This is a genomic window from Streptosporangium album, from assembly GCF_014203795.1.
Lineage (GTDB): Bacteria > Actinomycetota > Actinomycetes > Streptosporangiales > Streptosporangiaceae > Streptosporangium > Streptosporangium album.
Window position 1 is genome coordinate 2,341,199 of sequence record NZ_JACHJU010000001.1, and the last position, 26,779, is coordinate 2,367,977.

The 26,779-nt window shown below is 69.3% G+C and carries 29 protein-coding genes; 17 read left to right on the plus strand and 12 right to left on the minus strand.

Annotated features, from left to right (window positions below; genetic code table 11):
* Positions 1-66 precede the first annotated feature (66 nt).
* From FHR32_RS11055 to FHR32_RS11080, 6 genes are all read left to right on the plus strand, one after another.
* Positions 67-1,275, plus strand: a complete 1,209-nt coding sequence (locus FHR32_RS11055) for a L,D-transpeptidase (RefSeq protein ID WP_184754228.1) — start codon at positions 67-69, stop codon at positions 1,273-1,275.
* Between the two features lie 281 nt (positions 1,276-1,556).
* On the plus strand, positions 1,557-1,991 hold the full coding sequence (locus tag FHR32_RS11060) for an NfeD family protein (protein ID WP_184754229.1): 435 nt from the start codon (positions 1,557-1,559) through the stop codon (positions 1,989-1,991).
* A gap of 1 nt (position 1,992) precedes the next feature.
* Positions 1,993-3,063 (plus strand): SPFH domain-containing protein, encoded by a 1,071-nt coding sequence (locus FHR32_RS11065; RefSeq protein WP_184754230.1) that lies wholly within the window; start codon positions 1,993-1,995, stop codon positions 3,061-3,063.
* 167 nt (positions 3,064-3,230) lie between these two features.
* Positions 3,231-4,259, plus strand: a complete 1,029-nt coding sequence (gene tdh / locus FHR32_RS11070; protein WP_184754231.1) for an L-threonine 3-dehydrogenase — start codon at positions 3,231-3,233, stop codon at positions 4,257-4,259.
* Entirely contained in the window at positions 4,259-5,431 is a 1,173-nt protein-coding gene (locus FHR32_RS11075; RefSeq protein WP_184756474.1) for a glycine C-acetyltransferase, read from the plus strand. Before tdh ends, FHR32_RS11075 begins: the two co-directional genes overlap by 1 nt.
* A gap of 169 nt (positions 5,432-5,600) precedes the next feature.
* Entirely contained in the window at positions 5,601-6,518 is a 918-nt protein-coding gene (locus FHR32_RS11080) for a LysR family transcriptional regulator (protein WP_184754232.1), read from the plus strand.
* A gap of 6 nt (positions 6,519-6,524) precedes the next feature.
* On the opposite strand, the gene FHR32_RS11085 is transcribed toward FHR32_RS11080, so the two are convergent.
* The 3 genes from FHR32_RS11085 to FHR32_RS11095 all read right to left on the minus strand — a co-directional run bounded on the left by FHR32_RS11085 (position 6,525) and on the right by FHR32_RS11095 (position 9,304).
* Positions 6,525-7,127, minus strand: a complete 603-nt coding sequence (locus FHR32_RS11085; protein WP_184754233.1) for an HNH endonuclease — start codon at positions 7,125-7,127, stop codon at positions 6,525-6,527.
* Positions 7,128-7,149: 22 nt separating this feature from the next.
* Positions 7,150-8,514, minus strand: a complete 1,365-nt coding sequence (locus FHR32_RS11090) for an AAA family ATPase (RefSeq protein WP_184754234.1) — start codon at positions 8,512-8,514, stop codon at positions 7,150-7,152.
* Positions 8,515-8,827: 313 nt separating this feature from the next.
* On the minus strand, positions 8,828-9,304 hold the full coding sequence (locus FHR32_RS11095) for an ATP-binding protein (protein WP_184754235.1): 477 nt from the start codon (positions 9,302-9,304) through the stop codon (positions 8,828-8,830).
* Positions 9,305-9,533: 229 nt separating this feature from the next.
* Between FHR32_RS11095 and FHR32_RS11100 the strand changes: the two genes are divergently transcribed.
* Together FHR32_RS11100 and FHR32_RS11105 are read left to right on the plus strand one after the other, a co-directional pair.
* Positions 9,534-10,370 (plus strand): helix-turn-helix domain-containing protein, encoded by an 837-nt coding sequence (locus tag FHR32_RS11100; RefSeq protein WP_281390866.1) that lies wholly within the window; start codon positions 9,534-9,536, stop codon positions 10,368-10,370.
* A complete protein-coding gene (locus tag FHR32_RS11105) occupies positions 10,358-10,570 on the plus strand; it encodes a DUF397 domain-containing protein (protein WP_184754237.1) in 213 nt (70 codons plus the stop codon). Before FHR32_RS11100 ends, FHR32_RS11105 begins: the two co-directional genes overlap by 13 nt.
* Before the next feature lie 277 nt (positions 10,571-10,847).
* Here FHR32_RS11105 and FHR32_RS11110 read toward each other — a convergent pair whose 3' ends face one another.
* The gene (locus tag FHR32_RS11110; RefSeq protein ID WP_184754238.1) at positions 10,848-11,249 is read right to left on the minus strand and encodes an NUDIX hydrolase; all 402 of its coding nucleotides are present in this window, start codon (positions 11,247-11,249) and stop codon (positions 10,848-10,850) included.
* A 536-nt stretch (positions 11,250-11,785) separates the two neighbouring features.
* Between FHR32_RS11110 and FHR32_RS11115 the strand changes: the two genes are divergently transcribed.
* Complete coding sequence (locus FHR32_RS11115) at positions 11,786-12,367, plus strand: RNA polymerase sigma factor (RefSeq protein ID WP_184754239.1); 582 nt, start codon at positions 11,786-11,788, stop codon at positions 12,365-12,367.
* A gap of 2 nt (positions 12,368-12,369) precedes the next feature.
* On the plus strand, positions 12,370-13,452 hold the full coding sequence (locus FHR32_RS11120) for an LCP family protein (protein ID WP_184754240.1): 1,083 nt from the start codon (positions 12,370-12,372) through the stop codon (positions 13,450-13,452).
* 124 nt (positions 13,453-13,576) lie between these two features.
* On the opposite strand, the gene FHR32_RS11125 is transcribed toward FHR32_RS11120, so the two are convergent.
* Positions 13,577-13,816 (minus strand): hypothetical protein, encoded by a 240-nt coding sequence (locus FHR32_RS11125; protein WP_184754241.1) that lies wholly within the window; start codon positions 13,814-13,816, stop codon positions 13,577-13,579.
* Between the two features lie 67 nt (positions 13,817-13,883).
* Between FHR32_RS11125 and FHR32_RS11130 the strand changes: the two genes are divergently transcribed.
* A complete protein-coding gene (locus FHR32_RS11130; RefSeq protein WP_184754242.1) occupies positions 13,884-14,354 on the plus strand; it encodes a hypothetical protein in 471 nt (156 codons plus the stop codon).
* On the opposite strand, the gene FHR32_RS11135 is transcribed toward FHR32_RS11130, so the two are convergent.
* Positions 14,347-15,828, minus strand: a complete 1,482-nt coding sequence (locus FHR32_RS11135) for a PucR family transcriptional regulator (protein ID WP_184754243.1) — start codon at positions 15,826-15,828, stop codon at positions 14,347-14,349. The genes FHR32_RS11130 and FHR32_RS11135 overlap by 8 nt on opposite strands.
* A gap of 221 nt (positions 15,829-16,049) precedes the next feature.
* On the opposite strand from FHR32_RS11135, the gene FHR32_RS11140 reads away from it, so the two are divergent.
* From FHR32_RS11140 to FHR32_RS11150, 3 genes are all read left to right on the plus strand, one after another.
* Positions 16,050-17,147, plus strand: coding sequence for an alcohol dehydrogenase catalytic domain-containing protein (locus FHR32_RS11140; RefSeq protein ID WP_031170008.1), 1,098 nt, complete (start codon positions 16,050-16,052; stop codon positions 17,145-17,147).
* 12 nt (positions 17,148-17,159) lie between these two features.
* Positions 17,160-18,596 (plus strand): APC family permease, encoded by a 1,437-nt coding sequence (locus FHR32_RS11145; RefSeq protein WP_184754244.1) that lies wholly within the window; start codon positions 17,160-17,162, stop codon positions 18,594-18,596.
* Positions 18,597-18,728: 132 nt separating this feature from the next.
* The gene (locus FHR32_RS11150) at positions 18,729-18,938 is read left to right on the plus strand and encodes an HAD family hydrolase (RefSeq protein ID WP_281390959.1); all 210 of its coding nucleotides are present in this window, start codon (positions 18,729-18,731) and stop codon (positions 18,936-18,938) included.
* Positions 18,939-18,974: 36 nt separating this feature from the next.
* Here FHR32_RS11150 and FHR32_RS11155 read toward each other — a convergent pair whose 3' ends face one another.
* From FHR32_RS11155 to FHR32_RS11170, 4 genes are read right to left on the minus strand one after another with little or no spacing between them, the layout of a single operon-like run.
* The gene (locus FHR32_RS11155) at positions 18,975-20,156 is read right to left on the minus strand and encodes an ABC transporter permease (protein WP_184754245.1); all 1,182 of its coding nucleotides are present in this window, start codon (positions 20,154-20,156) and stop codon (positions 18,975-18,977) included.
* Positions 20,153-20,812: an ABC transporter ATP-binding protein gene (locus tag FHR32_RS11160; protein WP_184754246.1), complete on the minus strand. Its 660-nt coding sequence runs from the start codon at positions 20,810-20,812 to the stop codon at positions 20,153-20,155. Before FHR32_RS11160 ends, FHR32_RS11155 begins: the two co-directional genes overlap by 4 nt.
* Positions 20,809-21,855, minus strand: coding sequence for a peptidoglycan-binding protein (locus FHR32_RS11165; RefSeq protein ID WP_184754247.1), 1,047 nt, complete (start codon positions 21,853-21,855; stop codon positions 20,809-20,811). Before FHR32_RS11165 ends, FHR32_RS11160 begins: the two co-directional genes overlap by 4 nt.
* Complete coding sequence (locus FHR32_RS11170; RefSeq protein ID WP_184754248.1) at positions 21,852-22,367, minus strand: hypothetical protein; 516 nt, start codon at positions 22,365-22,367, stop codon at positions 21,852-21,854. Before FHR32_RS11170 ends, FHR32_RS11165 begins: the two co-directional genes overlap by 4 nt.
* Before the next feature lie 106 nt (positions 22,368-22,473).
* Here FHR32_RS11170 and FHR32_RS11175 point away from each other — a divergent pair, with 106 nt between their 5' ends.
* Together FHR32_RS11175 and FHR32_RS11180 are read left to right on the plus strand one after the other, a co-directional pair.
* A complete protein-coding gene (locus tag FHR32_RS11175) occupies positions 22,474-23,118 on the plus strand; it encodes a response regulator transcription factor (protein WP_184754249.1) in 645 nt (214 codons plus the stop codon).
* The gene (locus tag FHR32_RS11180; RefSeq protein ID WP_312882259.1) at positions 23,115-24,242 is read left to right on the plus strand and encodes a sensor histidine kinase; all 1,128 of its coding nucleotides are present in this window, start codon (positions 23,115-23,117) and stop codon (positions 24,240-24,242) included. Before FHR32_RS11175 ends, FHR32_RS11180 begins: the two co-directional genes overlap by 4 nt.
* 97 nt (positions 24,243-24,339) lie before the next feature.
* Here the strand turns inward: FHR32_RS11180 and FHR32_RS11185 are convergent, their stop codons facing one another.
* Positions 24,340-25,218, minus strand: coding sequence for an SEL1-like repeat protein (locus tag FHR32_RS11185; RefSeq protein ID WP_184754250.1), 879 nt, complete (start codon positions 25,216-25,218; stop codon positions 24,340-24,342).
* Positions 25,219-25,360: 142 nt separating this feature from the next.
* Here FHR32_RS11185 and FHR32_RS11190 point away from each other — a divergent pair, with 142 nt between their 5' ends.
* Complete coding sequence (locus FHR32_RS11190; RefSeq protein WP_184754251.1) at positions 25,361-25,507, plus strand: hypothetical protein; 147 nt, start codon at positions 25,361-25,363, stop codon at positions 25,505-25,507.
* Between the two features lie 124 nt (positions 25,508-25,631).
* Here the strand turns inward: FHR32_RS11190 and FHR32_RS11195 are convergent, their stop codons facing one another.
* The gene (locus FHR32_RS11195; protein WP_184754252.1) at positions 25,632-26,477 is read right to left on the minus strand and encodes a MerR family DNA-binding transcriptional regulator; all 846 of its coding nucleotides are present in this window, start codon (positions 26,475-26,477) and stop codon (positions 25,632-25,634) included.
* Between the last annotated feature and the right edge of the window lie 302 nt (positions 26,478-26,779).

The window sequence follows — 26,779 nt, forward strand, 5'->3', positions numbered from 1 at the left end:
CTCATCTGATGACTCGTCGCTAGTGTGGGGTTCCCGACCATTCGCCGAACTCGAAGGCAGGAACAGATGCGGCGCGCCGCGGGATGCATCCCGATCGTTCTCCTCCCCCTCACGGTCACCGGCTGCTCGTCGGTCACGGCCGGCGACGACCGGCTGGGAGCGGCCGGCGTGAGGATCTCGCCACCGCTGAACTCGACGGAGGCCGGCACCCGGCAGGGACTGGTCGTACGGACCGGATCGGGCAGGCTGGCCGGGGTGACCGCCTACGCGGGCGGCACCCCGGTGCCGGGCCGGCTCGACGGCACCCGGACCACCTGGCGTTCCGACTGGGCGCTGGCCCCCGACCGGGAGTACATCGTCAACGTCACCACGTCGGCGGCGGACGGCACGACGGTGACGACCTCCGGGAGGTTCCGCACGCTCACCCCCACCCGCACCTTCCAGGTCCGGTCGGTCACACCCGACCCGGGCGAGACCGTGGGCGTCGGCATGCCGATCATCGTCGACTTCACCGCCCCGGTGGAGGACAGGGCGGCCGTCGAGCAGGCTCTGGAGGTGCGCTCCACGCGGCCGGTCGAGGGCGCCTGGCACTGGGTGAGCGACGCCGAGGTGGTCTACCGTCCCAGGCGCGACTGGCCGCCCCACCAGCAGGTCTCCTTCACCGCGCATCTGTCCGGCGTCCGCGCGTCCAAGGGCACGTACGGCACGGCCGACCACACGGTGCCCTTCGCCATCGGCCGGGGGCAGGTCAGCTACGTCGACGCCGGAGCCCACCGGATGCGGGTCGTGCGGGACGGCGAGGTGGTCCAGCGGATGGCGATCAGCGCCGGAATGGCCACCACCGAGGAATACACCACGACGAGCGGCGTCCATCTGACCATGGACAAGGCCGACCCGGTCCGCATGGTCTCACCCGGCCGGAAGAAGGGGGACCCCGGTTTCTACGACGTCATGATCGATCATGCGGTCCGGATCTCCAACAGCGGCGAATACATTCACGCCAAGAACAACGTCTGGGCCCAGGGCAGGCAGAACGTCAGCCACGGCTGCGTCAACGCCCGGCCCGACCAGGCCGCCTGGTTCTTCGACTCCTCCCTGCGCGGCGATCCCGTCGTCATCAGCGGCACCGACCGTGCGCTGGCGTGGAACAACGGCTGGGGTTACTGGCAGCGCCCCTGGGAGGAGTGGCTCAAGGGCAGCGCCCTGCACGCCGCCACACTGACACGGCCCCTGCCGACGCCACTCCCCGCCCCGGCCGCCCCGGAGCCGTCCTAGCTTCGACCCGCGCCGGCTCACCAGCCCCTACCTCTATTTCCGCGTCCACCCGCAACGGCTCCAGGCCTGGCGCGAAGCAAACGAGCTCAAGGGCCGCGAGCTCATGGTCGACGGGCAGTGGCTCCTCCCCGGCTGAGCCTGAAACCCTTCCCATTGGGCATGTTCTCTAAATATCAGCAAATGGACGACATACCCCTGACACTTGTTAAAAAAACGGAATACGGTAGGAGAAAGGAACCTCCCGGGCGCCTGCTCCGTTTAACGAGGTAGGAGGGCAGAGCATGGATGACTGGGTGATCTGGCTGATTCTGGCGGTAACGCTGGGCATTGCGGAGATATTCACTTTCACCACTGCTTTCGGCCTGCTGGGCGGAGCCGCTCTGGTCACCGCCGTCGGCGCCGGTCTCGGCCTGCCGGTCCCCCTTCAGCTCGTGGTGTTCATCCTCTCCCTCGGTGCGGGGGTCGTCGTGGTCCGGCCCATCGCCAAACGCCAGCTCAGGCAGGCGCCCTCCGGCAAGCGGTTCGGGATCCAGGCGCTCGTCGGCAAACCCGCCTATGTCGTGCGTGAGGTGACCGGCCGGGATGGCCGGGTACAGATCGGCGGTGAGGAGTGGTCGGCCAGGGCCTATGACGAGACACTGGTGATCCCCATAGGAGCGACCGTCGACGTCATCGAGATCGAGGGCGCCACCGCGCTCGTATATCCCCGGGAGTGACATGGATGCATTCTTGATCGCCGCCCTGCTCGTCGTGCTGTTCGCCGTGCTGACGGTGATCCGCTCGGTGCGCATCGTCCCTCAGGCCCGGGCCCGCAACGTGGAACGGCTCGGCCGCTACCACAGCACGCTCAAGCCAGGCCTCAACTTCGTGATCCCCTACATCGACCGGGTCTACCCGATGATCGACCTCCGCGAGCAGGTGGTCTCCTTCCGCCCGCAGCCGGTGATCACCGAGGACAACCTGGTGGTCGAGATCGACACCGTCCTCTACTTCCAGGTCACCGACCCCCGCGCGGCCGCCTACGAGATCGCCAACTACATCCAGGCCGTCGAGCAGCTCACGGTCACCACGCTGCGTAACGTCGTCGGCTCGCTGGACCTGGAGATGACGCTCACCTCGCGTGACACGATCAACAGCCAGCTGCGGGGCGTGCTGGACGAGGCGACCGGCAAGTGGGGCATCAGGGTCAACCGGGTGGAGATCAAGGCCATCGACCCGCCGAAGAGCATCAAGGAGGCGATGGAGAAGCAGATGCGCGCCGAGCGTGACAAGCGCGCCGCGATCCTCAACGCCGAAGGCCAGCGGCAGTCGCAGATCCTCACCGCCGAGGGCGACAAGCAGAGCGCGGTGCTGCGCGCCGAGGGCGACCGGAGCGCCGCGATCCTCAAGGCCCAGGGCCAGTCCCAGGCCATCGACGAGGTCTTCCAGGCGGTCCACCGCAACGACCCGGACCCCAAGCTGCTGGCCTACCAGTATCTCCAGGTGCTGCCGGAGCTCGCCAAGGGGCAGGGCAACACGTTCTGGGTGATCCCCAGCGAGATCACCTCCGCCCTGCAGAGTGTCTCCAAGGCCTTCACCGAGGCGCTGCCCCCGTCGACGGCCACCCGCGAGGCCCCCGCGATCAACAAGGACGCGGCCAGGGAGGCGGCCCAGGCGGAGCAGGCCGCCGCCGAGGCGGTGGCCGAGGCCGAGGCCGCGGACCTGGGCCCCCGCCAGCTCGGCTCCGGCGCCCCTCTCGCGGACCCCCTCGCCGATCTGCAGGAGAACCGCAACCGCGCGACCCCCTGATCCAGGACCCTGTACGGCTTCGCGGCGCCGGGCGGGACATCCCGGTAGAGCGCTCACCGGAGAGAGCGTGAAGCAGCGCTGTGGGGCGGGTTAAGAAAACCGCGATGGACACCTTCAGAGCCGACCGGGCACAGTGCGTAAGGTCGGAGCTGAGGGGGAGATCTGTGATGAAAGCGCTGGTCAAGAAGAAGGCCGAACCGGGCCTGTGGTTGACGGACGTGCCGGAACCGGTCATCGGGCCCGGAGAAGTGCTGATCAGGGTGTTGCGGACCGGGATCTGCGGAACGGATCTGCACATCAGGAATTTCGACGCGTGGGCCCGGCAGACCATACGGACGCCGTTGGTCGTCGGGCACGAGTTCTCCGGCGAGGTCGTCGAGGTGGCGCCGGGCGTGGAGGACATCACGGTCGGTGACCTGGTCAGCGGCGAGGGGCACATCGTCTGCGGGAAGTGCCGTAACTGCATGGCCGGGCGGCGGCATCTGTGCCGCAACACCATCGGGCTGGGCGTGAACCGGGACGGCGCCTTCGCCGAGTACGTGACGCTCCCGGCCTCCAACGTCTGGGTGCACCGGGTGCCGGTCGACCCCGACGTCGCGGCGATCTTCGACCCGTTCGGCAACGCCGTGCACACCGCGCTGGCCTTCCCGATGGTCGGCGAGGACGTGCTGATCAGCGGGGCCGGGCCGATCGGGCTGATGGCCGCCGCGGTGGCCACCCACGTGGGCGCCCGCAACGTGGTCATCACCGACGTCAGCCCCGAACGGCTGGAGCTGGCCCGTAAGCTCGGGGTCACCCTGGCCCTGAACGTCGCCGAGAGGTCCGTCGCGGACGGCCTGCACGAGCTGGGCATGCGCGAGGGCTTCGACGTGGGGCTGGAGATGTCCGGGCACCCGCAGGCGCTCCGCGACATGATCGCCAACATGACGCACGGCGGGAAGATCGCCATGCTCGGACTGCCCGCCGAGGAGTTCGCGGTCGACTTCGCCACGATCGTGACCTCGATGATCACCCTGAAGGGCATCTACGGCAGGGAGATGTACGAGACGTGGTACGCCATGTCCGTCCTCCTGGAGAAGGGCCTCGACCTCTCCCCCGTCATCACCGACCGATTCTCCCACCGCGACTTCGACGCCGCCTTCGACACCGCCGCGAGCGGCAAGACCGGCAAGATCATCATGGATTGGACCGCCTGATGTTCGACAACGTCCGCGCCGACATGCGCGCCACCCTCGACGAGATCGCCTCCGCCGGGCTGCTCAAGCCCGAGCGGGTCATCACCACCCCGCAGAACGCCGGCATCTCCGTCGCCGGCGGCGGCGAGGTGCTCAACTTCTGCGCCAACAACTACCTGGGCCTGGCCGACCATCCCGAGGTGATCGCCGCCGCCAAGGAGGCCCTGGACCGCTGGGGCTTCGGCATGGCGTCCGTCCGCTTCATCTGCGGCACCCAGGAGGTGCACAAGGAGCTGGAGGCACGGCTGTCGGACTTCCTCGGCCAGGAGGACACGGTCCTGTACAGCTCGTGCTTCGACGCCAACGGCGGGGTGTTCGAGACGCTGCTCGACGACCGCGACGCGGTGATCTCCGACGCGCTCAACCACGCCAGCATCATCGACGGCATCCGGCTGTCCAAGGCCCGCCGCCTGCGCTACGCCAACCGCGACATGGCGGAGCTGGAGGCCCGGCTCAAGGAGTCGGCCGACGCGCGGCGCAGGCTGATCGTCACCGACGGCGTCTTCTCCATGGACGGCTACCTCGCGCCGCTGGGGGAGATCTGCGACCTGGCCGAGCGCTACGACGCCATGGTCATGGTGGACGACTCGCACGCGGTCGGCTTCGTCGGACCGAACGGCCGGGGCACCCCCGAGCTGCACGGCGTGATGGACCGGGTCGACATCATCACCGGCACGCTCGGCAAGGCGCTCGGCGGGGCCAGCGGCGGCTACGTGGCGGCCCGCAGGGAGATCTGCGACCTGCTCCGCCAGCGCTCCCGCCCCTACCTGTTCTCCAACTCGCTCGCCCCGATGATCGCCGCCACCTCCCTGCGCATCCTCGACCTGATCAGCGGCCACAGCGACGCCCGCGAACGGCTGCGCGCCAACACCGAGCGGTTCCGCACCCGGATGACCGAGGCCGGGTTCGACGTCCTGCCCGGCGACCACCCCATCGCCCCGGTGATGATCGGCGACGCCGCCGAGGCCGCCGCGATGGCCGAACGCCTGCTGGAGCAGGGCATCTACGTGATCGGCTTCTCCTACCCGGTGGTCCCGCACGGCAAGGCCCGGATCCGGGTCCAGCTCTCGGCCGCCCATTCCACCGAGGACGTGGACCGGGCTGTGGAGGCCTTCATCGCCGCCCGGAAGTGACCCGCCTCGCAGCCGGGGTGGCCGTCCGGAAGTGACCCCGTCTCGCGGCCGGGGGTGACCTCGCCGTCATCCGGAGACAACCCGTGTCCCGGCCGGGGGCGGCCCCGCCCCCGCCGTACGGTCCCGGGCCCCGTCCCGGTCATGAGACGGCCTCGGCGAGAATGGACGGGTGATAGAGACGCGGCGGTTGAGGACCCTGCGCGCGGTGGCCGACCACCGGACGGTCACCGCCGCCGCCGCCGCACTCCACCTGACCCCCTCCGCGGTGTCCCAGCAGCTCGTCGCCCTGGAGCACGAGGTGGGCCACCGGCTGCTGGAGCGCGACGGCCGGGGCGTGCGGCTGACCTCCGTCGGCCGCATCCTGCTCGGCCACGCCAACGAGATGCTCGCCCAGCTGGAGCGGGCCGAGGCCGACATCGCCGCCTACACGACGGGTACGGCGGGCGAGGTGAGGGTGGCCTCCTTCGCCACCGCGATCGGGCTGGTCGTGGCCCCGGCGGTCGGCGCCCTCCGGGGCAAGGAGCCGGGCATCCAGGTGCGGGTCCTGGACGCCGAAGGCGACCAGAGCCTCACCATGGTCCTGGACGGCGCGGTGGAGGTCGCCGTGGCCGTGGAGTATCGCGGCGCCCCCGCCGAGGACGACCGGCGCCTGTCACGCATCCCCCTTTACTCCGAGCCGTTCGACGTGGTGCTCCCCGGCGACCACCCCCTCGCGGAAGGCGGGGTGGCGGTCGCGGAGCTGGCGGGCGAGACGTGGATCGGCCCCTATCCGGGCAACCCCTGCCACGACGTGATCGCGCTGGCCTGCGAGCACGCCGGGTTCACCCCCGAGTTCGCGCACTCCTCCGACGACTTCAGCGCGGTGGTCGCGCTGGCCGCCGCCGGAGCGGGCGTGGCGATGGTGCCCCGCCTGGCGCTGCGCGAGACGGACCTGTCGGGTGTGGTGGTCCGCCCGGTCGCGGGCCCGGAGCGCCGGGTCTTCGCCGCCGTACGGCGGGGCGCCGAACGGCACCCGCTGCTCATCCCCCTGCTGGACGCCCTCCAGGACGCCGCAACGACCCTGCGCCAGACCGCCCCGTCACTGTGATCGGCCTCACCGCCACCGTCGCGGCCGGGGCACGGCGTCCGTGCACGGAAGGGTCCGTCGCGGAGAGGCTGTGGAAACGGCCGGGCGCCCACCTCCTGGTGGCACGTCTCCTTCCGTCCGGATGAAGGCGGCGGCCCTGCCGCGCTCCAGATCGCTCCGATTCAGGCCGAAGACCTTGATCGTGGCATCTCCTCGGACGGTCAGCGCCTCATAGGTCCCCGTGCTCAGTACGAGTTCGAGATGCCCGTACGGATCTTCCGCCGACGGATCGACGAGCATGGGCCTGCCGTCCTCGTCCCGCGGAAAGAGTTCTCGTTTCTGATGGCTGTTGCAGTGGGAGCAGGCCAGCAGGTGGTTCGGCCAGTCGAAGGCACGCAGCGGTGCTTCCGCCAGGGGCTCGAAATGGTCGATGTCGGTGCCGAGACCGTCACCGCAGTACATGCAACGACGGATTCCGGTGGCCATGGCATTCAGGTGTCCGGCCAATCGGACGCGTACGGCACCCGCGGACTTCCACGCGGCACGGGCCGCCGGGCAGTCGGCCTGACTCTCGCGCAATCCGCCGGCTCTGCTGTGGAGTTGGTCGGCCAGGTCAGAGGGGAGTTCCACACGGTTAATGCGGATCATGGTTTTAGGCGATCCTCGCAGCGACCTCGTCCACCCGAGCAGTCAGGGAGCTGGTGAGTCCCTCTCGCAGAAGCTCGTGCTCCTGTATTTCCTCAGGAGTCGCCTTCCCACGGAGAACCGCGCGTTCCAGAACAGTGAGCCGCCGCCGCAGGTCTTCGGCCTGACTGGAGTATGGGGAGTCCATGCCGAAGAGATCGGTGAGAAGGGCGTCGTCACCGCTACCGAAGACCACGCGCTCGTAGAGATCTTCGTCGACGACCCGTGGAGGGACGTCCTCGTCAACGCCGGGAAGCCGGATCAACCCTCCCGGGTCGGCGCTCTGGCAGATGTACGGGCTGTGCGAGGTCACGATGAACTGGGTGGCGGGAAAATGGCTCTTGAGCCATTCACCGATCTTCTTCTGCCAGCTCACATGGAGATGGACGTCGATCTCATCGATGAGAACGACGCCCGGAAAACTGAACTCGGATGTCGACGGCGGGCCAGAGGGCAGCCCGGGGATCTCGGCCCGTCGACCGGCGACGTTCCCTTCCATGTAACCGGGACGCGCCTGATTCATCTGGCGGACCAAGTCGAGGACGAGCGCGGTGACGGTCCGATAACCGTCGCTCATCTCCCGGAGCGAGATGAGCTCGCCGTCTCGTCTGGCCCACAGGCCGTCACTGTTGACCCGCTCGATCCGGAATCCATCCGGAAGGAGCCCGTCGTTGAGCAGTTCGGTGACGAAGGTCAGCAGGTCCGCGGCGCCGTGCTGTCCTTCCAGGCTCCTCAGGTGCAGATCGATCAGCCAACTGACGCTCTCGGCCAGGGAGGCGTCCTCATGGAAAAGGCTGGCCAGGCGGGCTACGGGCCCGGTGCTCTGCATGAGCTGCCGGGTGTCGGCTGAGCCGCCCGTGAGCCGCCCGAAGGGACCGTATCCGGCGAAGAACCAGCCCTGTGGATTGTCCGCCCACGGCCCACGTTGTGCGGTTGCGCCATGACTTTGCATGTTCGGCTGCGGGCCGTACCGTCCGGAGTCCCCGATGAGCGCACGGGACCAGGTCAACCGCGCGGAGAACGGATGCTTGGGGCGGCGGCCACGGCCGAATCCGTCCAGGAGCTCATCAAACACGATCTTCACCTCGGCCACCGCGTCGAGGGAGTCGTTGGAGATCCAGCCGTCGAAGATGGGGACGAGGCTACGGGCGGCGGAAGGACCCGCCATCGCCAGCGCGATCGCGCGCAACAGAGTCGTCTTGCCTGAGCCGTTCCGACCCGCCAGGACCGTCCAACCGGCGTGGCTGCCGTCTGGACGGGTCAGCCGGAGATCCGCGCTACGGGAACCGGAGAAGCCGCGGACACCAGAGACCTTGAGATCCGCGATGTACATGTCCTCACCTTCCCGCCCGTGATCGTATCGTCGTACATCCTGAACGATAGCCGTGCGCACGACAGCGGATGCGGCACATCGACCGGGCGGTGTGCGGGGACTCACCGAATGTCTCTGCCCTTCGGAGTGGTCGGCCCCCGGCGGAATGCTCCAGGGGGTGGGAGCGGGTACGTGTCGGAGGTCGCGGGGGCGACGACCACGTGCCGTGGTTTCCCACCGGGGGCCGGTCTGTACGGCTCCCGCATCAGGCGGGGCCGTGTCGGTCACCTCGGTCCGGCCGGCTGAGAAGGCCGTCCTGGCCAGGGCGAGGAGTTCAGCCGGGCCGGGTGAGGAGGTCGGACGTGTCCGGGAGAGGGTCTTCGGGAGACGGCGGGCGGGCGGGGACCTCACACCAGACGGTCCGGCCGAGGCCCGGCCCGTGCGAGCGGTATCCCCAGTTCCCGTCGGAGATGAGGCTGACGATCGCCAGCCCCCGGCCGCTTTCGGCGAGACCGCACAGCGGCTCCACCGGGATGCGGGGCTCCCCGGTGGCCCAGGCTCTGTCGGTGACCTCCACCCGCAGCGCGCCGCCGTCCGTCACCGTCAACCGGAGGACCAGCGGGTCGACGGGATGACCGATCCCGTGGGAGGCGTGCCGGACGGCGTTGGTCACCAGCTCGGACACGGCCAGCCGCGTGTTCTCGTAGGCGGGATGACTCTCCCCGAGCCATTCACGGACCTCGCCGCGCGCCCGCGAAACGGATTCGGGATTGCTGGGAAGACATGTCTCTCTGAACGTCTCCTTATTCATCGGCCTGCCGCTCCTCGCCGAATTCGGTTGGCTTTTCGCCGCTTGAGTCATTGGCCGGGATGCGGTCGCCGCCCCAGCTTGACCCCCATACGTTCCCAAACAATGGGGCGGCGGAGCGGCCGATCGGCGTCCACCATGTGTTCACAATGATGTGAACCCCCTGGCACCGCCGCGCAAACACCCAGGACAATGGCGAGAACACCCCTCGAAAAGGCGAGAGGAGCTCCGGATGACCGTCCCCCCGGAACCGGATTCATACCTGTCCACGCGTATTCAATTCGGCATTGAACTACGCAAATTCCGACTTTTGTCGGGATTTACCCAGAGAAAGCTCGGTGCGGCGATCCACCTCTCCGTCAGCCAGCTCAGCATGCTGGAGAACGGCCACCGGGCGCCCAGCAGGGAGCTGGCCCACCGGGTGGACGACGTTCTCGGCCTGGGGACGGCACTGGTGGATCTGCTGGACCGGCTGAACCGCACGGCGTCCCAACTCCCCCGCTGGTTCCGGCCCTGGCTGGAGTTCGAGCGCGAGGCGGAGTCCCTGCGTGTATGGGGACCGCTGATAGTTCCCGGCCTCCTCCAGACCGAGGCCTACGCACGGGCCATACTGAGTCCCGAGCCCGGCGTCTCCGCCGAGAAGGTGGAAGAACACATCGCGGCCCGCATGGACCGGCAGGGCATTCTCGGGCGATCCACGCCCCCGATGCTCTGGATCGTCCTTGACGAGAGCGTTCTCCACCGACCGATCGCCGACCCGGAAGTGATGAAAGGCCAGTTCGAACGCCTTATTGAAGTGGGAGAAGGCCCATGGATCTCTCTTCAGATTCTCCCTTACAAGGCGTACAGCGTGATCGGCCTGCTGGGCGGCTTCGTCGTCGCCGACATGCCGAGAGGAGCACCTCCCGTGGCCTACATCGATTCCCAGAGCACGGGGGACCGAGTAAGCGAACGTGTCGAAGAGGTGACAGGTCTAACATTCAGACATGACCTGATCCGGGCGGATGCCCTGTCCCGGCACGAGTCACTCGGCATGATCAAGGAGACGGTGCAGCGATGGACGACCTGACCCAGGAAATCGACAAGGCTCATTGGCGCAAGTCTTCTCTCTCCGGAAGCGACGGAAGCGACTGCGTCGAGATCGCGGCACTCTCCGCCGGACGCCGGGCCGTACGCGACAGCAAGGACCCGGGCGGCCCCGCCCTCATCCTCACCCCCGGCCAGTGGACCGCCTTCGTCACCGGCGTCCGGAACGGCAACTTCGGCTGACCCCACGGCCCGCCACGCGAAAACCCGAGAGGCCCCCGGTGCCATCCGGAGGGCCTCTCCCGCCGTCTGGAGAAGGGATCGCCGTGAGCTCTCATGGGCCAGGCCGTCCCGGGGCAGGGTGACACCGGCGAGATTTCCAGCGAGTACGCAGGTCAGCCGCTGTGAAGACCTTCGAGCACGGCTCGGACGAGGGCTGCCGCCTCGGTTGGAGGCGGCCGCCTATTCCCTGGCCTGCCAGAGGAGAGCGCTTTCGACTCCCGGCCTGGGAGGGCGGCGGTCAGACCAGGCGGCCGGCCGCCTTGAGGTCGTCGAAGATCAGCTGGTCTACGGGAGAGACCTTGTCACGGTCGGCATAGGACAGCCAGACGACTTCTTCGATCTCGCTGCTCGGGACGAGCGTGCCGCGATAGTCGCCGGTGTAGCAGGTCATGCGGACCACCACCCCATCCGGATGGCCGTGCGCCTGGGCCTCGTAGGTGCCCAGGTGAGCGACGGTCTCGGGCTGGATCGCCACGGTGAGCTCCTCCTCGACCTCACGTGACAACGTCTGCGCGTCGCTCTCCCCCGTCTCCCGCTTGCCGCCGGGAAGGTAGTAGGCGTCCTTCCCCCGAGAGCGCGTGCTGAGGATCCGGCCACCTTCCAGCCGTACCCACGCCACCTTGTCGATGAGCACCGACACCGCATCTCCTTCGCTTCGCGCCGAAAGGGGCAGGAGATCGACGCCCTGGCCGCAGGGCCTCTGCTTCCGATCGATCCCGTGCCGAAGAGCCGCTCCGCGAGCGAGCGAGCGACCGCGGAGCGCGTCCCTGGAAGGGGGCGCCCGTCGTGGTCACCACCGCCTTGGTCTCAAGATCGAGGGAGCGGGGCTGCTCCGTCGGCCTCAACATCCTTGGAGGTCGAGAGCCGTACGGCCCCTGGTGAAGCCAGGTGCGGAAAACGGACCAGCCCCACGGCGTTCACACGAGAAGCCCTCCGGCCACGCCCCCGGAGGGCTTCTCGCCTTCTATTCTTCCATCGAAATCACCGGGGTCTGGCATCGGATGAGCGTTCCCGACACCGATCAGGCGACCGGCAGCCGTTCGACGTGGTCCTCACCACGCCTCAGGCGCCCGAAGTTCCCGTGGCCGCCCCGTGAACCCGGATCCGGGTTCGTGGTGATACATCCCTGACCGTGTCCCCGACGGAAAGGGTCGCCGCCATGCCATGGTGCCCGCGATGAACGCATCGGCCACCACGAGGATCCGTGACTCCGACATCGTGAGCGAGTCGCGGACCGACCCGGAGGCGTTCGCCGAGCTCTTCGACCGCTACTCCGGCATGCTCTACCGTTACGTCTCGCGCCGGCTCGGCCCGGAGATCGCCGAGGATCTGGTGGGCGAGACGTTCCTGGCCGCCTTCGCCCGCCGCGCGCAGTACGACCTCACGTACACCGACGCCCGCCCCTGGCTGTTCGGCATCCTCACCAAGCTCATCTCCCGGCATCGCCGCACCGAGGCCGTCCGCTACCGGATGCTCCAGCGCAGCCCGGCCGAGGACGTGGTGGAGTCGCCCGCCGACCGGATGGACGAGAAGGTCACCGCCCAGGCATGGCGGCCGGTGCTCGCCAGCACGCTGGCCGGGCTCTCGTCCAAGGACCGCGACGTCCTGCTGCTGATCGCGTGGGGCGACCTGTCGTACGAGGAGGTCGCGCGGGCTCTCGGCATCCCGATCGGCACCGTCCGTTCCCGGCTCAACAGGGCCAGGCGCAAGGCCCGCACCGCGCTCGGCGACACCAACCCGATCGACGAGGAGGAGTGACCGTGGACGACCTGAAGATGCTCCGTGACCTCGGCCGAGACCTGGAGCACGAGCCCCCGGCCACGCTGGCCCGACAGCGGCAGCGGCTCCTCGGCGCCGGAACCGGCGGGGGACCCCGATGGACGCGGCTCCTCGGCGGCGGAACCAGCGGGAGATCCCGGCGGACGCGCCACTGGACGATGATCGGGCTGGTCGCCGTGGTCACCGCGGCCATCGCCCTCGTCCCCGCTCTGCTCCTGAGCGGACACCAGGCCGTATCGGTGCTGAGCGGACACCGGACCGTGCCGACCCTGGCGGGAGATCGCCCGGACAAGCGGACCGAGGCCCTCAACATCCTGCTGGTCGGCACCGACAGCGAGGTGGGCACGCCGCGGTATCGCCCGCCGGACGCGCGGAGCGACACCATGCTGCTGCTGCACCTGCCCGCCGACCGCGTGAAGGTCACCGTCATCAGCATCCCGCGTGACTCGATGGTCCGGATCCCGTCGTGCGGGCCGGACATTCCCGCCCGGACCGAGATGATCAACTCGGCGTTCCGCAAGGGCGGGCTGGCCTGCGCCTGGAAGACGGTCGAGTCACTGACGGGGGTGCGTGTCGACCACGCGGTGGAGCTCGACTTCTCCGGCTTCGCGAGCCTGGTGGACGCCGTCGGCGGGGTGGAGGTCACACTGCCGCGGGCGGTGGACGACCCCAAGGCGAAGCTGCGTCTGTCCGCAGGCAAGCACATGCTCAGCGGTAAGCTGGCGCTGGCCTATGTGCGGGCCCGCTACAGCATGGGCGACGGCAGTGACATCAGCCGGATCAAGCGGCAGCAGCAGCTCATGAGCGCGCTGGCGAAGAAGGTGAAAACGCTTCTGGCCGACCCCGCCCGGCTGCGCCCCCTCCTCGCCGAAGCCACCGCGTGGGTCAAGACCGACGCGGGACTCGACCTGGAGACGATGTACGAGATCGCTAGCAGCCTCGCGAAGACCGACCCGGGTGCCGTTCCGTTCGTCACGGTCCCCTGGCGCCCGTACCCCGAGGATCCACATCGGATCCAGTGGCTCCAGCCGGCCGCCGAGAAACTCTTCGCATCAATCAGATAGTGGCCGCCGCCGCACCCGCGCTGCTCCGGAAACAGCGCGGGTGCGGCCACCCTCCTGTCCTCGCCCGGCAGAAAGTCACCTCCTTCCATGAGAGGACCCCGTCTGGTGAACGGGTATGGAGCTCTCATTTCTGAATGACCAGGGCGACCTCCATCCCCACGCTCTCCCCCTGCTCCAGTAGCCCGATCTGGCGCAGGCGGGACAGCTCCACGTCCAGTCCGCGGTCCTCAGCCGCCACGAGCAGCGCGAGCACCGCCGGGTGCGCGGCGCCGTCGACCATCGTCATCGGGTCATCGAACCGCCAGCGCACCGCCAGTTCGAGCGCGGCCTCGACCGTGCCGGTCTCGACTGTCCATCCCGGCACCGCCCATCCGTCGGGCGGCGGATGGGCGACCGGCCAACAGCAGATCACCTCGACCTCGGGGCCGGGGGTGGAAATCTTCGCGGACCTGCGGAAAGGCAAGGTGTTGCCGCTTCCCGGAGGGACGGATGCGTGGGCCTTCCTGGGGTTCAGCCCGGACGGCAAGCGGCTGCTGCTGGCCGAGGAAGCACGGCTGACGGTGTTCGACCGAGGGCTGCGCGCCCGGATGCGGCTGAAGACGCGGCTGGCGCCGATGGCGCTGGCGAATGACTACGTCACGGCGGCGGTGCCTGTCGGCACGTGGCCCAAGTACCGCAAGCTGCGCATGCTCAACCTGCGTACCGGCCGCGCGAGCGGCACGGTGACCGTGCAGTTGCCGCGCGGGCAGTACGTCAACGACCTCGACTTCGACCGGGTGGGACGCATGATCGTCCGATCGAGGACCGGGACGGGGGGTGGCGATCTACCGGGTCTCGAAGACGACCGGCAAGACGACGCTGCTGCGGACGATCGCCAGGCCCGATGTGGAAGGGTCAGATGACCTGATCGGCCTGGAGGGCCTGGAGGGCGAGCCATATGACGATCCGGTCCTCGACGCTTGAGATCGACAGGCCGGTGAGCTCCTCGACCCGGGACATGCGCTGGCGCAGCGTGTGCCGGTGGATGCCAAGCTGTGAGGACGCCGTCTCCCAGCTGGCGTTCTCGCTGAGGAAGACTCGCAGGGAGCGGAGCAGGCCACGGGTCGTGTCGTTGTTCAGCAGCGGGAGCAGCGGAGAGGTGAGCGCGGCGCGCGCCGCGGCGTCCAGGTGATGCAGGACGAGCCGGCTGGTGGACAGGGCGGAGAACTCGATCACCGGCAGAGCGTCGGCCACCGCCACCTCCAGCGCCTGTTCGGCCTGCTGGCGGCTGAGCGAGCAGCCGGTGATCGGCTGCGGTGAGCCGAGACCGCAGCGGGCGGGCACGCTCTCCCGCTCCACCGCCTGGCTCACCCGCTGCTTCCACCGGGGCAGCTCGTCGGCCGGGAGGAGCACGGTCACCACCGAGAACTCATCGCTGATCAGCGGTGGGATGTTGAGCTGGTCGCACCATTCGAGGACGTAGTCGGCGAGTGGCACCGCGCGGGAGCGGGAGCGCAGCAGCGCCACCGCGATATCGCCCGCTGGAACGCTCCATCGGTCCGCGACCCGCTTGATGAGAGCCGCGTCGCCGCTCAGCAGCACGTCCACCGCGTCGGCACGGGCCAGGCCCCATACATCGCCGCCGTTCAACGGGTGCAGCGCCAGATCGAGCAGGACCGAGGCGTGCTGGGCGAGCTCGCGGGTGAGACTCTTGCGGTCGGGGCGGGCGGCCACCACGAGATGGGCGCGCGGATGCACCGGGTCGCCCACGGCGTGCACGATGAGGTCGGGGTGCCGGATCCGGGAGCGCTGGCCGAGTGCCGCGGCGCGGGCGTCGTCGATGTGCACCCGGGCCGCGCCGACCGCGGCGTGCACCGCTCCGTTCCGGTCCATGAGCACCGCCCAACTGTCGATCCGGCTCGCGAGCATGGTGATGACGCCTTGGGCGCCCGCGCTGCGGGCCACCCGGATCATCGCGGAGATGCTCTCGGCGACCAGCCGTGATTCCGCCGTGCCCGTGCGCAGAAGGTCGGCGTTCAGCTGGTACGTGACGTCCTGGAAGGCTACGCCTCCGGGGATTTCGAGCAGGGGGAGGCGGTGCCGGAGCGCGCTGCTCACCAGCGCGGCGGGGACGACCGCGTGGCGCGCCCCCGTGCCGAAGGCCAGCCCGGCGATCCCGGCGCCCGCCAGCCGTTGAACGTAGTGGTCGAGCTGCTCGGAGTCGGCGGGGTCCAGCTGGAGGCCGAGGGACAGCAGCAGTTCGCCGCCGCGGAGCCAGGGGGTGGGATCGACCAGCTCGGAGATGTGGGTCCAGCGGATCGGCCGGTCCGCGCCGTCCGGTCCGGTGTGCAGCCGCAGCCGGAACCTCTGGGCGACGTCCGCCACAGTCTCTAGCATGCGGTGCTCCTTCTCGCGAGCTTGTGGGCATTCCTCACAAACCGTGCCAGCGGCCGCTCACTCGGCGGCATGTAGCAGTTCGGAGCCTGTCGCGCAGATAGGTGGACATTTCTCCACATTCCCGCAGGTCAACGGCGGTCCTACTATGCATGACATACCAGTAACGCCGGGTAACAAGACGCTGTTCCCGGCCCTTTCCCGGTTTTACCCGAAGGAGTCGTATGCGTGCCGCAGTGTTCCTGTCCGCCGATCAGCCCGTGCGCGTCGAGGACGTCGAGCTCGCGGCGCCCGGACCCGGAGAGGTCAGGGTCAAGATCGCGGCAGCCGGGGTTTGCGGATCTGACCTGCATGTCCGGCGGGGCGAGTGGGATGTGCCCGCCCCGCTGGTGATGGGCCACGAGGGGTCGGGCATCGTCACCGCGCTCGGCCAGGGCGTGACCAGCCTGGCCGAGGGCGACCATGTGGTGCTCTCCTGGGTGGCGCCGTGCGGGCAGTGCCGCTACTGCCGGGCGGGCCACGAGGCCCGCTGCCAGGTGGCCGCGAACGTGGTCGCTCCCGGCGGCGTTCTCCAGGACGGCACCAGCCGGTTGAGCCGCGGTGGCGAGAAGATCTACCACTATCTCGGCGTATCTTCCTTCGCCGAGGAGGCGGTCGTCCCGGCGTCGGGCGCGATCAAGGTTCGCGAGGACGCGCCGCTGGACACGATCGCGCTCGTCGGATGCGCGGTGGCGACCGGCGTGGGTGCGGTGACCAACACCGCGGCGGTGGTCCCCGGCAGCACCGTGGCGGTCATCGGCTGCGGCGGCGTCGGGCTCTCGGTGGTACAGGGCGCCCGGCTCGCCGGGGCGGAGCGGATCATCGTGATCGACCCGCGGGCGGAGAAGACCGCGCTCGCGGTCATGCTCGGCGCGACCGACCAGATTTCCGGGCCCGGCGTGGACGCCGTCGAGGCGATCCGTGACCTGCTTCCCGACGGGGTGGACTACGCCTTCGACGCGGTGGGCGCGCAGGCCACGATCGAGAGCGCCATCAAGGTCCTCGGTCTCGGCGGCGCGGCCGTCGCGGTGGGGCTGCCGCCCAAGGGCACCGCGGCCCGTTTCGACCCGCTCGTGCTCGGCGAGGCCGACCAGCGAATCCTGGGCTCCAACTACGGCAGCGTACGGCCGGCCGTGGACATCCCCGCACTCGTCGACCGCTACATGGACGGCCATCTCCAGCTCGACCAGCTCGTCAGCCGCCGCGCGTCACTCGACGAGGCCCCCAACGCCCTGGACGAGCTGGCCAGCGGCGAAGCCCTCCGCACACTGCTGATCCCCTGAGGAGCCCTCCGAATGACCCAGACCAGCGCCCGCCCCACTGAGAGCCCAGATCGGGGCCTCAAGAAGGGCGCGATGTCCAGCGGCGAGGTCGTCGCCCAGGCCATCGCCAACATCGCGCCCAGCGCGGTGATCGCGTTCACCGTGGCGGCGATCTACGCCAGCGCAGGCAACGCCTCATGGCTGTCGTTCGCGCTCGCCACGGTCGTGATCCTCGCGGTCGGGTACTGCATCGCGCAGTTCGCCAAGCGCCGCGCCTCTGCCGGTTCCCTCTACAACTACGCCGCCCAGGGCATGGGACCGTTCGGCGCGTACATCACGGGGATCACCTTGATCATCGGGTGTATGGGCATCGCGTCCGGCTCGCTCAGCGGCGCGGTCGTCCACTTCAACGCCTTCCTGGACGGGATCGGCCTGCCGGTGCGGAGCACCGTCTGGAACGTGCTGCTCGCGGTGGCCATCGGCGGTCTCGCCATGCTGTTCACCGTCTGGGGCATCCGGATCTCGGCGCGGATCTCACTGATCCTGGAGATCGTCTCGATCACGATCATCGCGATCATGCTGGTCATCGTGCTGTTCGCCGGCGGGGGCCCGATCATCGACGTCGACCAGCTCAGCCTGAGCGGTGCGACCCCGCACGGCGTGGCCTTCGGCATGGTCCTCGGCATCCTCGGGTTCGTCGGTTTCTCCAGCTCCGATGCGCTCGGCCGGGAGGCGCGCGACCCGTTCAAGGCCATCCCACGGGCGATCATGTGGAGCGCGGCGGGTGTCGGCCTGCTGTACGTCTTCGCCGCCTACAGCCAGGTGGCCGGTTACAGGCCACTGGGCGATCTCGGTGCCAGCGGCAACCCGCTGGACGATCTCGCGGTGGCGATCGGGCTGCCCGGCTGGTTCCGGCCGGTGCTCAGCCTCGGCATCACCGCGTCGTTCTTCGCGGTGGTCGTCGCGCCGATCAACGTCGTCGGCCGGATCGTGTTCGTGATGGGCAAGGAGGGCGTCTTCCCCCGCTCGTTCGGCCGCACCCACCGCACCCAGCAGACGCCGCACCGGGCGATCCTCTCGATCGCGCCGCTCGCCGTGCTCACCACCGCGGTGATGTACGCGGTAGGCGTGGACGGCAACGAGATCCTGATCAACGTCGACACGTTCGGCACCTACGGCTACATGATCGCCTATGCCATCGTGGCCGTCGCCGCACCGATCTTCCTCCGCCGTGAAGGCGTCCGCCTCGCGCTCATCTGGCCGTGCACGGTGGTCTCCGTCATCGGCATGGGCTACGTGTTCTACGCCAACGTGGTGCCCTGGCCGACCTGGCCGCTCAACGCCGTCGTGCTCGCGTTCTTCGGGGTGGTGGCCGTCGCGGTGGCGTGGTACGTCTACCTGCGGACCGCCCGTCCCGAGGTCACCCGGAACATCGGGACCACCGAGACCGACTTCCCGGAGATGGCCTGAGTCTCACGCGACGGCGGGCCCGGCCGGAGATTCCCCGATCCGGCCGGGCCCGCCGCTCTGCCCCGGACGCATCCGGCCGTTCCCTCCCGGTCAGACGCGGAGCATCTCGATGACGGTGAAGCCGGGGCGGCGCTGCTCGACGTCGATCCGAGGCACGCCATGGTCGTCGGTGACAGCGTCTGGGACCTGCTGGCCGCCCGCCGGGCCGGAGCCCTGGGCATCGGCCTGCTGTCCGGCGGCTACGGCAGGGACGAGCTTGAGCGCTCCGGCGCGTTCCGCGTCTACGCCGATCCGGAGGACATGCGGAACCGGCTCGACGAACTGGGCGTCCGCCTCGGCTGACCGCGGAGGCGCGTGACCCCGCGGAGCCGTACCGGGTCAGGTGGTGGACAGAGCGACGGTCGGAGACAGGCGGGCGGCGCGCATGGCGGGGTAGATCCCGGCGATGGTGCCGATGACCAGGGTGGCGCCGATCGCGCCGCCGATCGCCCACGGTGGCACGACGGGGGGCCAGTCGCGGGACAGGGCGTAGCCGACGGTGGCGATGGCGCCCAGGGCGGCCCCGACGATACCCCCCAGGGCGGACAGAAGCAGAGACTCCGCCAGGAACTGGACACGGACCTGGCCACGGGTGGCGCCAAGGGAGCGGCGCAGGCCGATCTCCCGCCGGCGTTCCAGCACCGAGATCACCATGGTGTTCGCCACGCCGACCCCGCCGACCAGCAGCGCGACCGCGCCGAGTCCGAGCAGCAGGTTGGTGAAGGCCCCGGCCGCGGCGGCCCTGGCGGCCAGCGCGTCGGAGGGCCTGCTGACAATCACCTCACCCGGGTTCTCCGGGTTCACCGTGCGAGGCAGGACGGAGCGCACGTCCGTCACCGCCTCCTCGGCGGATCGCTCGTAGATCGTGGTGGGGTGCCCGTCGAAGTCCAGCAGCTCCTCCGCCACGGGGAACCCGACGAGCGCCGACCGTTCGATCTCGGGCGCGAGCGGCATCGGACCCAGGATGCCGATGACGGTGAACCACCGGCTGCCTATCCACAGCCGCACACCGGTCCTGTTGATACCCAGCCGCTCGGCGGTCTTGGAGCCCAGGACGACCGCCGGTTGCCGTTCGGTGGCGGCGTTCAGCCAGGTGCCGCTCTGGACGGTGCCCTCCAGCGTGCGGAGCAGTTCGGTGGTGGCGGCCTGTACGGCGATGCCCCCGGTGACCGCTTCGGGGATGTAGCTGGTCCGCCGCACGGACGTCTCGACGTTTCCGGTGGCCGAGGCGGTGCTCACCGGGCCGATGCGTCTGACCATGGCGACCGCTTCCTCGGGCAGCTTGGCCTTCTCTCCGAAGATCGTCTGGCCCGGGGCCACCGTCAGCAGGTTGGTGCCCAGGCTGTCGAGCTGACGTAGCAACTCCTCGCGGGACGAGGAGGAGATCCCGATCACCGCGATCATGGTGGCGATGCCGATGGCGATGCCGAGCGCGGACAGGACCACCCTGGCCGGACGGCTCCTGAGCCCCGCCGCACCGACCCGCAGCACGTCGGAGAGGCTGAGCCTGGCGGGCTTCACGTCAGCACCTCCCCGTCACGGACCCGTACCTGCCGGGGGCACCACTCGGCGATCTCGTTGTCGTGCGTGATGATCGCGATCGTGGTCCCGCCCTCGTGGAGCTCGCGCAGGATCTTGAGCACTTCCGACCCCGAGGCGGAGTCCAGGTTGCCGGTCGGCTCGTCGGCCAGCAGCAACGGCGGGTCACCGACGACCGCCCTGGCCACGGCCACCCGCTGCTGCTCACCGCCGGAGAGCTGGTTGGGCCGGTGGTCGAGCCGGTGCCCGAGGCCCACCCGCCGCAGAGCCTCCGCGGCCCGCGCACGTCTGACCCGCAGCGGCGTCCCGGTGTAGAGCAGTCCGTCGGCCACGTTGTCCAGGGCGCTCACCCCCGGCGCCAGGTGGAACTGCTGGAAGACGAAACCGAGGTGGCGGGCGCGCAGCGCCGACAGCTCGCGGTCCGACAGCGTGGCGATGTCGTGGCCCGCGATGCGGACGGTCCCCGAGGTGGGCCGGTCCAGGGTCCCGATCATGTGGAGCATGGTGGACTTGCCCGAGCCCGACGGGCCGACGATGGCCAGCAGCTCGCCCTCCTCGACCAGCAGGTCCACTCCGCGCAGCGCCTGGACATGACCGTTATAGGTCTTGGTCACCCGGCGTAGCTCGATGATGCTCATTCCGACGGCACCCCGACCTTCATGCCTTCCGTGAGCCCGTCCCCGGTGATCTCGACCATGCCGCTGCCGAACGCCCCGACCTTCACCGGCGCCAGCCGGGTGCCGGAGCCCTCGACGATCTCGACGCCGAACCCGCCCTCGCGCAGCGCGAGCAGCGCCTCCACCGGTACGGCGAGCACGTTCTCGCGCCGCTCGCTCACCAGCTCCACCTCGACGGGGGCCTGGTCCAGCTTGGTCTTCGGGTCCTTGGTGAGCATGATCTCGACGTCGATGACCGTCCTTTCCCCATAGGTCTTGGCCACCGTGCCCACCTCGGTGATCTTCCCCGCCGCCTTTTCGCCGCCCGGCAGTTCCACGGTGACCTTCGCTCCCTTCTTGGCGAGCATCTGGTCGCTGCTGTCGAGGTCGAGGTGGACCAGCCGGTCCAGGTCGCTGACGGCGAGGGCCTGCCGTCCCGGCGCGGTCCTGCCGCCGACCACGGCCTTCACCTCGGTCACCCTGACCGCCGAGGGCAGGAACACCACCTGCGTGTCGTCCACCTGCCCGGTCTCGGTCAGCCCGCGGTCGTCCTGCCACTCCCGCACCGCGAGATGGGTGGCGTTGCTGAAATGGTCGTCCACCGTGAGGTCCGCGCCATAGCCCAGCGCCTTGAGGTTGCTTTCGAGCTGCTCGACGTCGGGTCCGTCGGAGACGCCCCAGCGCAGCGGCCGGTAAAGGGGCAGCGAGCCGTACATCAGGGTGACCGGCTTGCGGTCGACCTTGAGCAGGGAGCGGCCCCGCCGTACCACCGCGCCGTCGTCGGGCACCCACGTCACCGTTCCGGACGCGCCGGTGGTGAGCGGGCGCCGGCCCGAGTAGGTGAGCGCGCCGGTCACGGTCTTGGTGTCCACCAGGTCCTGCCTGGTGATCGCCGCAGTGGCGGCGACCTGCGCCTTGGCGGGCGCGGCCACTCCGGTGCCGCCGCCGGTCAGGAGGGCCGTCGCCGCCCCTGCGGCCACGACGGCCAGGAGGGCCACCCCGGACAGGGCGAGTCCCCTTCTCACCGCCCGCTCCCCTTCATCGCGGGCGCGAACTCCTTACAGGCCTCCTCGGCCGCCTTCATCTTCTGCTCGCTGCCGTCGGACATCTTGAGCCTGAGCCTGCCGTTGGGGTCCGGGTCGTCGATGGCGATGCCGTTCTCGCGCAGGCACTGCACGTACTTGACCATCTCGTCGCGCCGCTTCGGGTCGTTGGCCGCGCCCTTGTCACCGACCGCGTCTTCCATGAAGTGCTGGCACTCCTTCATCGCCTTCTCCATCTTGGCCTCCTCCCCCTTCTGGGCCTGGACGCGGATCTGCCCGCTGCCGTTGGGGTCGGCCATGTCGACGCCGTTCTCGCGCATGCACTGGGCGAACTTGAGCTGCGCCTGCCCCCGATCCACCGAGGCCGAGACCGAGGCCGACGCGGTGTGCTTGGCGGTGCCGTCTCCCGCGCTGGCGACGCCTGAGGTGGTCGAAGCCGCACCGCACCCCGCCAGCAGCAGCGGTACGGCGAGCAGCAACAGCCGGGCTTTCATGACGATCTCCTTGGGTTGGTTGCGAGGCCAACTTCAACAGAGGCAGTGCTAAACCCGGATAAGCCGCTTACCCGGCGCTAACACCTGGTGCGTCACTCTCATCGTCATGCGGGTGTTGATCGTGGAGGACGAAGAGCAGCTGGCCGACGCCGTCGCACGGGGCCTGCGGCTGCACGCGATGGCCGTGGACGTGGCCTACGACGGCCAGGAGGCGCTGGAGCGGGCCGGCTACGTCGACTACGACGTCGTCGTCCTCGACCGCGACCTGCCCGAGGTGCACGGCGACGACGTGTGCGGCGAGCTCAGGCACAGGAGCCGCATCCTCATGCTGACCGCGGCGGGGCAGATCCGCGACAAGATCGACGGGCTGGCCCTGGGCGCGGACGACTACCTGGTCAAGCCGTTCGCGTTCGCCGAGCTGGTCGCCAGGGTCAGGACACTGGCCCGCCGCTCCTTCCGTACGGCCTCGCCGGCCCTGGAGCGGGCGGGGATCAGGCTCGACCCCGCCCGCCGTACGGTCACCAGGGACGGGCGACAGGTCGCGCTGAACCGCAAGGAGTTCGACCTGCTGCGGGAGCTCCTGGACGCGGGCGGCGATCTCGTCACCTCCACCGAGCTGCGCAAGAAGGTCTGGGACGAGTACGCGGAGGGGGGCACAGGCGTGCTGCGCGTCACGATCACCTCGCTGCGCAGGAAGCTCGGCGCTCCCGCGCTGCTGGAGAACGTGCCCGGCAAGGGGTACCGGCTGTGAGGCTCGGCCTGCGCATGCGGCTCACCCTGCTGTACGGCGCGCTGTTCTTCGTGGCCGGGTCGGTGCTGGTCTGGTCCACCTACCTGCTGACCGCCAGGGCGCTGAACCAGCAGTTCGTCGTGGGGCGCCAGGAGATGTCCCCCCTGGGGGAAGGCCTGCCTTCCAAGGAGATCATCACGGGGATGCAGATACAGGACGCGGGGCAGCGGGCGACCAGCGTCCTCGACGAGATGCTGCGCTCCTCACTCCTGATCATGGTTCTCGTCGGGATCGTCGCGACAGTGATCGGCTACCTGATCGCCGACCGCGCGCTACGCCCCCTCGACCGGGTCACCGAGACCGCGCAGCGGCTGTCGGAGAGCAACCTGCACGAGCGGATCGCCCTGCGCGGGCGGCCCCAGGACGAGATCAAACGGCTGGCCGACACCTTCGACGCGATGCTCGACCGGCTGCACAGGGTGTTCGACGCCCAGCGCCGGTTCATCGCCAACGCCTCGCACGAGCTGCGCACCCCGCTGGCGATCAACCGGACGGTCCTGGAGGTGTCGCTGGAGGAGCCCGAGGCCTCACCGGACCTCAAGGCGCTGGCCCGCGCGCTGCTGGGCACCAACGCCCGCTACGAACGGCTGATCGAGGGGCTGCTCCTGCTGGCCCAGTCGGAGCAGGAGCTGACCTCACGCAAGCCTCTCGAACTCGACCAGGTCGTGCGCGCCGCTCTCGACCAGGTCGACCAGCTCGACCTGCGGCCCCGCGGACGGCCCGTCACCGTCCACCGGGACCTGAGCCCGGTGACGGTCGAAGGCGATCCGCTCTTCCTTGAGCGCGCGGTCTTCAACCTGGTGGAGAACGCGATCAAGTACAACGTGCGGGACGGACAGGTCTGGGTCTCCTGCGGGGAGAACGGCCTGGTCGTGGAGAACACCGGGCCGTCGATCCCGCCGTACGAGGTGGAAGATCTCTTCGAGCCCTTCAGGCGGCTGCAGGGCGACCGCGTCCGCTCGGCGCGCGGCTCGGGGCTCGGGTTGTCGATCGTCCGCGCCATCGTGGACGCCCACAACGCTACGGTCACCGCCACCTCACGCCCCGAGGGCGGCCTGCGCGTCACGGTCACCTGGGGGTGCTGACCTGGAGCCCGCTCGCCTCGGGCTTCCTGTCCGGCAGGCGAACCGGTCGATCCCGCCGTCACGTCCGCGCGCCGGTGGAGCCCCGCCGTAGGCGGTCTCAGCCCTCTTCCTTCAGGTGTTCCCGAAGGGCCTCCACCTGTTCGGGAGCGGCGCCGAGGCTCTCGGCCCGCGGTATCAGCGCTTCGATCTCGGACGCGCGCCCCTCCCCACGGAGCAGATCCGCATAGGAGAACACAGCGCTCAGCCAGCCCGCCGTGATGCTTGCCTTGAAATATTCCTCCGCGGCCTCGGCCTCTCCGTGCTCCTGATAGATGAGGGCGACATCCTCATAGGCGCCGTCCGATCCGGCGTCGATCGCCCGCAGATAATAGTTCATCGCCTCATCGACGCGGCCCTCCTCCGACAGGAAGACCGCGTAGTAGTACAGGGCCCCCTCGTCATCGTTCTCGATGGCCGCTCCGCCGAGATTGCTGAACGCCAGCGCATCCCCCTGCTCGGCGGCCTGGCGAAGCACGCGCTCCGCCTCTTCCAGGCGACTGTCGTCTTCCGAGAGAAATGACCCGTAGTCGTTGACGGCGCCAGGTTCGCCGCGTTCGATCGCCTTCTTGTACCATTCCTCCGCCTTTTCGCGGTCCCCCACGGCGTCGGCCCAGATGGTCGCCGCCCGCAAAGCGGCCACCGGGACCCCTTGCGCGGCGGCCCACTCCATGAGGTGAGCAGCCTCGCCGGGACGCTGGTCGGCGACCAGCGTGTCGGAGAGCCAGCCGATGGCAGCCTTTTCCCCATCGGCCACGGCCGCGCGCAGAACCCTTTCCGCCGCCGGATAGTCGCCGGTGAGAAAGAGCATCTCGCCGTACTTCACCGCGGCTCCGGGCAGGCGTGCCCGTACGGCCTGCTTGTACACCTCCCCGGCCTCCTCGTACATGTTCAGCGCGGCCAGCCGGTCGGCGCGGGCGAGCATGTCATCGGCACTCACCGATCCCCCTCTCCCTCAGAAACGCCCGCCGCCGAAGGCTGCGTTATTCATTGTTCTTCTTACGCTTGTTGGGATTGGGCGGAACCTTCCGTCTTCCCCCATGGCTCGCAGCATTCTGGTGTTTATCTCTTGAGGACCTGCCTTGACCACCACTTTCATGCGGCTTCCTGTTGCTCTGATTGAGTTCCCCCTTACCTTCATCCTTGTCTTTTTTATTCCTATTGCGTCTCAGGATTCCGGGAATGCCGTCGGCACGGTCGCCGAGCAACTCTTCGCGGCGATCAGATAGTGGCCGCCGCCGCACCCGCGCTGCTCCGGAAACAGCGCGGGTGCGGCCACCCTCCTGTCCTCGCCCGGCAGAAAGTCACCTCCTTCCATGAGAGGACCCCGTCTGGTGAACGGGTATGGAGCTCTCATTTCTGAATGACCAGGGCGACCTCCATCCCCACGCTCTCCCCCTGCTCCAGTAGCCCGATCTGGCGCAGGCGGGACAGCTCCACGTCCAGTCCGCGGTCCTCAGCCGCCACGAGCAGCGCGAGCACCGCCGGGTGCGCGGCGCCGTCGACCATCGTCATCGGGTCATCGAACCGCCAGCGCACCGCCAGTTCGAGCGCGGCCTCGACCGTGCCGGTCTCGACTGTCCATCCCGGCACCGCCCATCCGTCGGGCGGCGGATGGGCGACCGGCCAACAGCAGATCACCTCGACCTCGGTGTCACTGCCGGGTACGGCCCGCAACGTCGACCAGAACGGCCCGACGGGCGCGTTGCCGGACTCCGCCAGCACCCCCCACAGCGCGGCGAACCCCTCGTTGACCTCCTCGTTCGCGCATTCCACGTCGTCTTCCGTGAGATCGTCACCGCCCGGCACCCGTAGCGCGACGCCCGCCCAGTGCTGCCGCTCAGCCCGTCGTTCCACCACCTGCCAGTCGTTGCGCCCCTCGCCGTTCAGCAGCCGGTCGAGGGTGTCGAGCGCGGCGTCCTGGCGCTGCCGCTCCGCGGCCAGCCGGGCGCGGTGCTCGGCGAGCGTCACGCCAGCCGTACGGGGGTCGTCCAGGAACGGCGGGGCCTCGGCCAGTGGGACGCCGGCCGCGCGCAGCGCCTTCAGCCGTGTCGCCGACTCGAACTGGGACGCGCTGTAGCGCCGGTGCCGCGACCACGGGTCGACCGAGACCGGCTTGAGCAGGCCCTGCTCGTCGTAGAGGCGCAGGGCCTTCAGGCTCAGTCCGGTCAACTCCGCGAATTCGCCGATGCTCATCATAGGACCAGTGTGGAACCTCCCCCAGGGGCAGGTTCCACCGTCTTGAGCGGCTGCTGTCTCCGCGATCCGACCGGTGAACGACCGGCCCCGCGGGCTGCGCCCGGCCACCTCAGCACCATCATCACGGACGCCCTCTCCCGGGAGAGCCGCACCGCTGGAGCCTGTGTGTTCTTTCGGTCATCTGTCGTGATACGTAGCATCCCCATATTGGAGGATGATCGCTCTTTGCTTCATTCCGAAACGCTACGCTCATGTCCGCAGCAGGGGAGCACGGAAATCACAGCTTTCAACATGAAACTCCC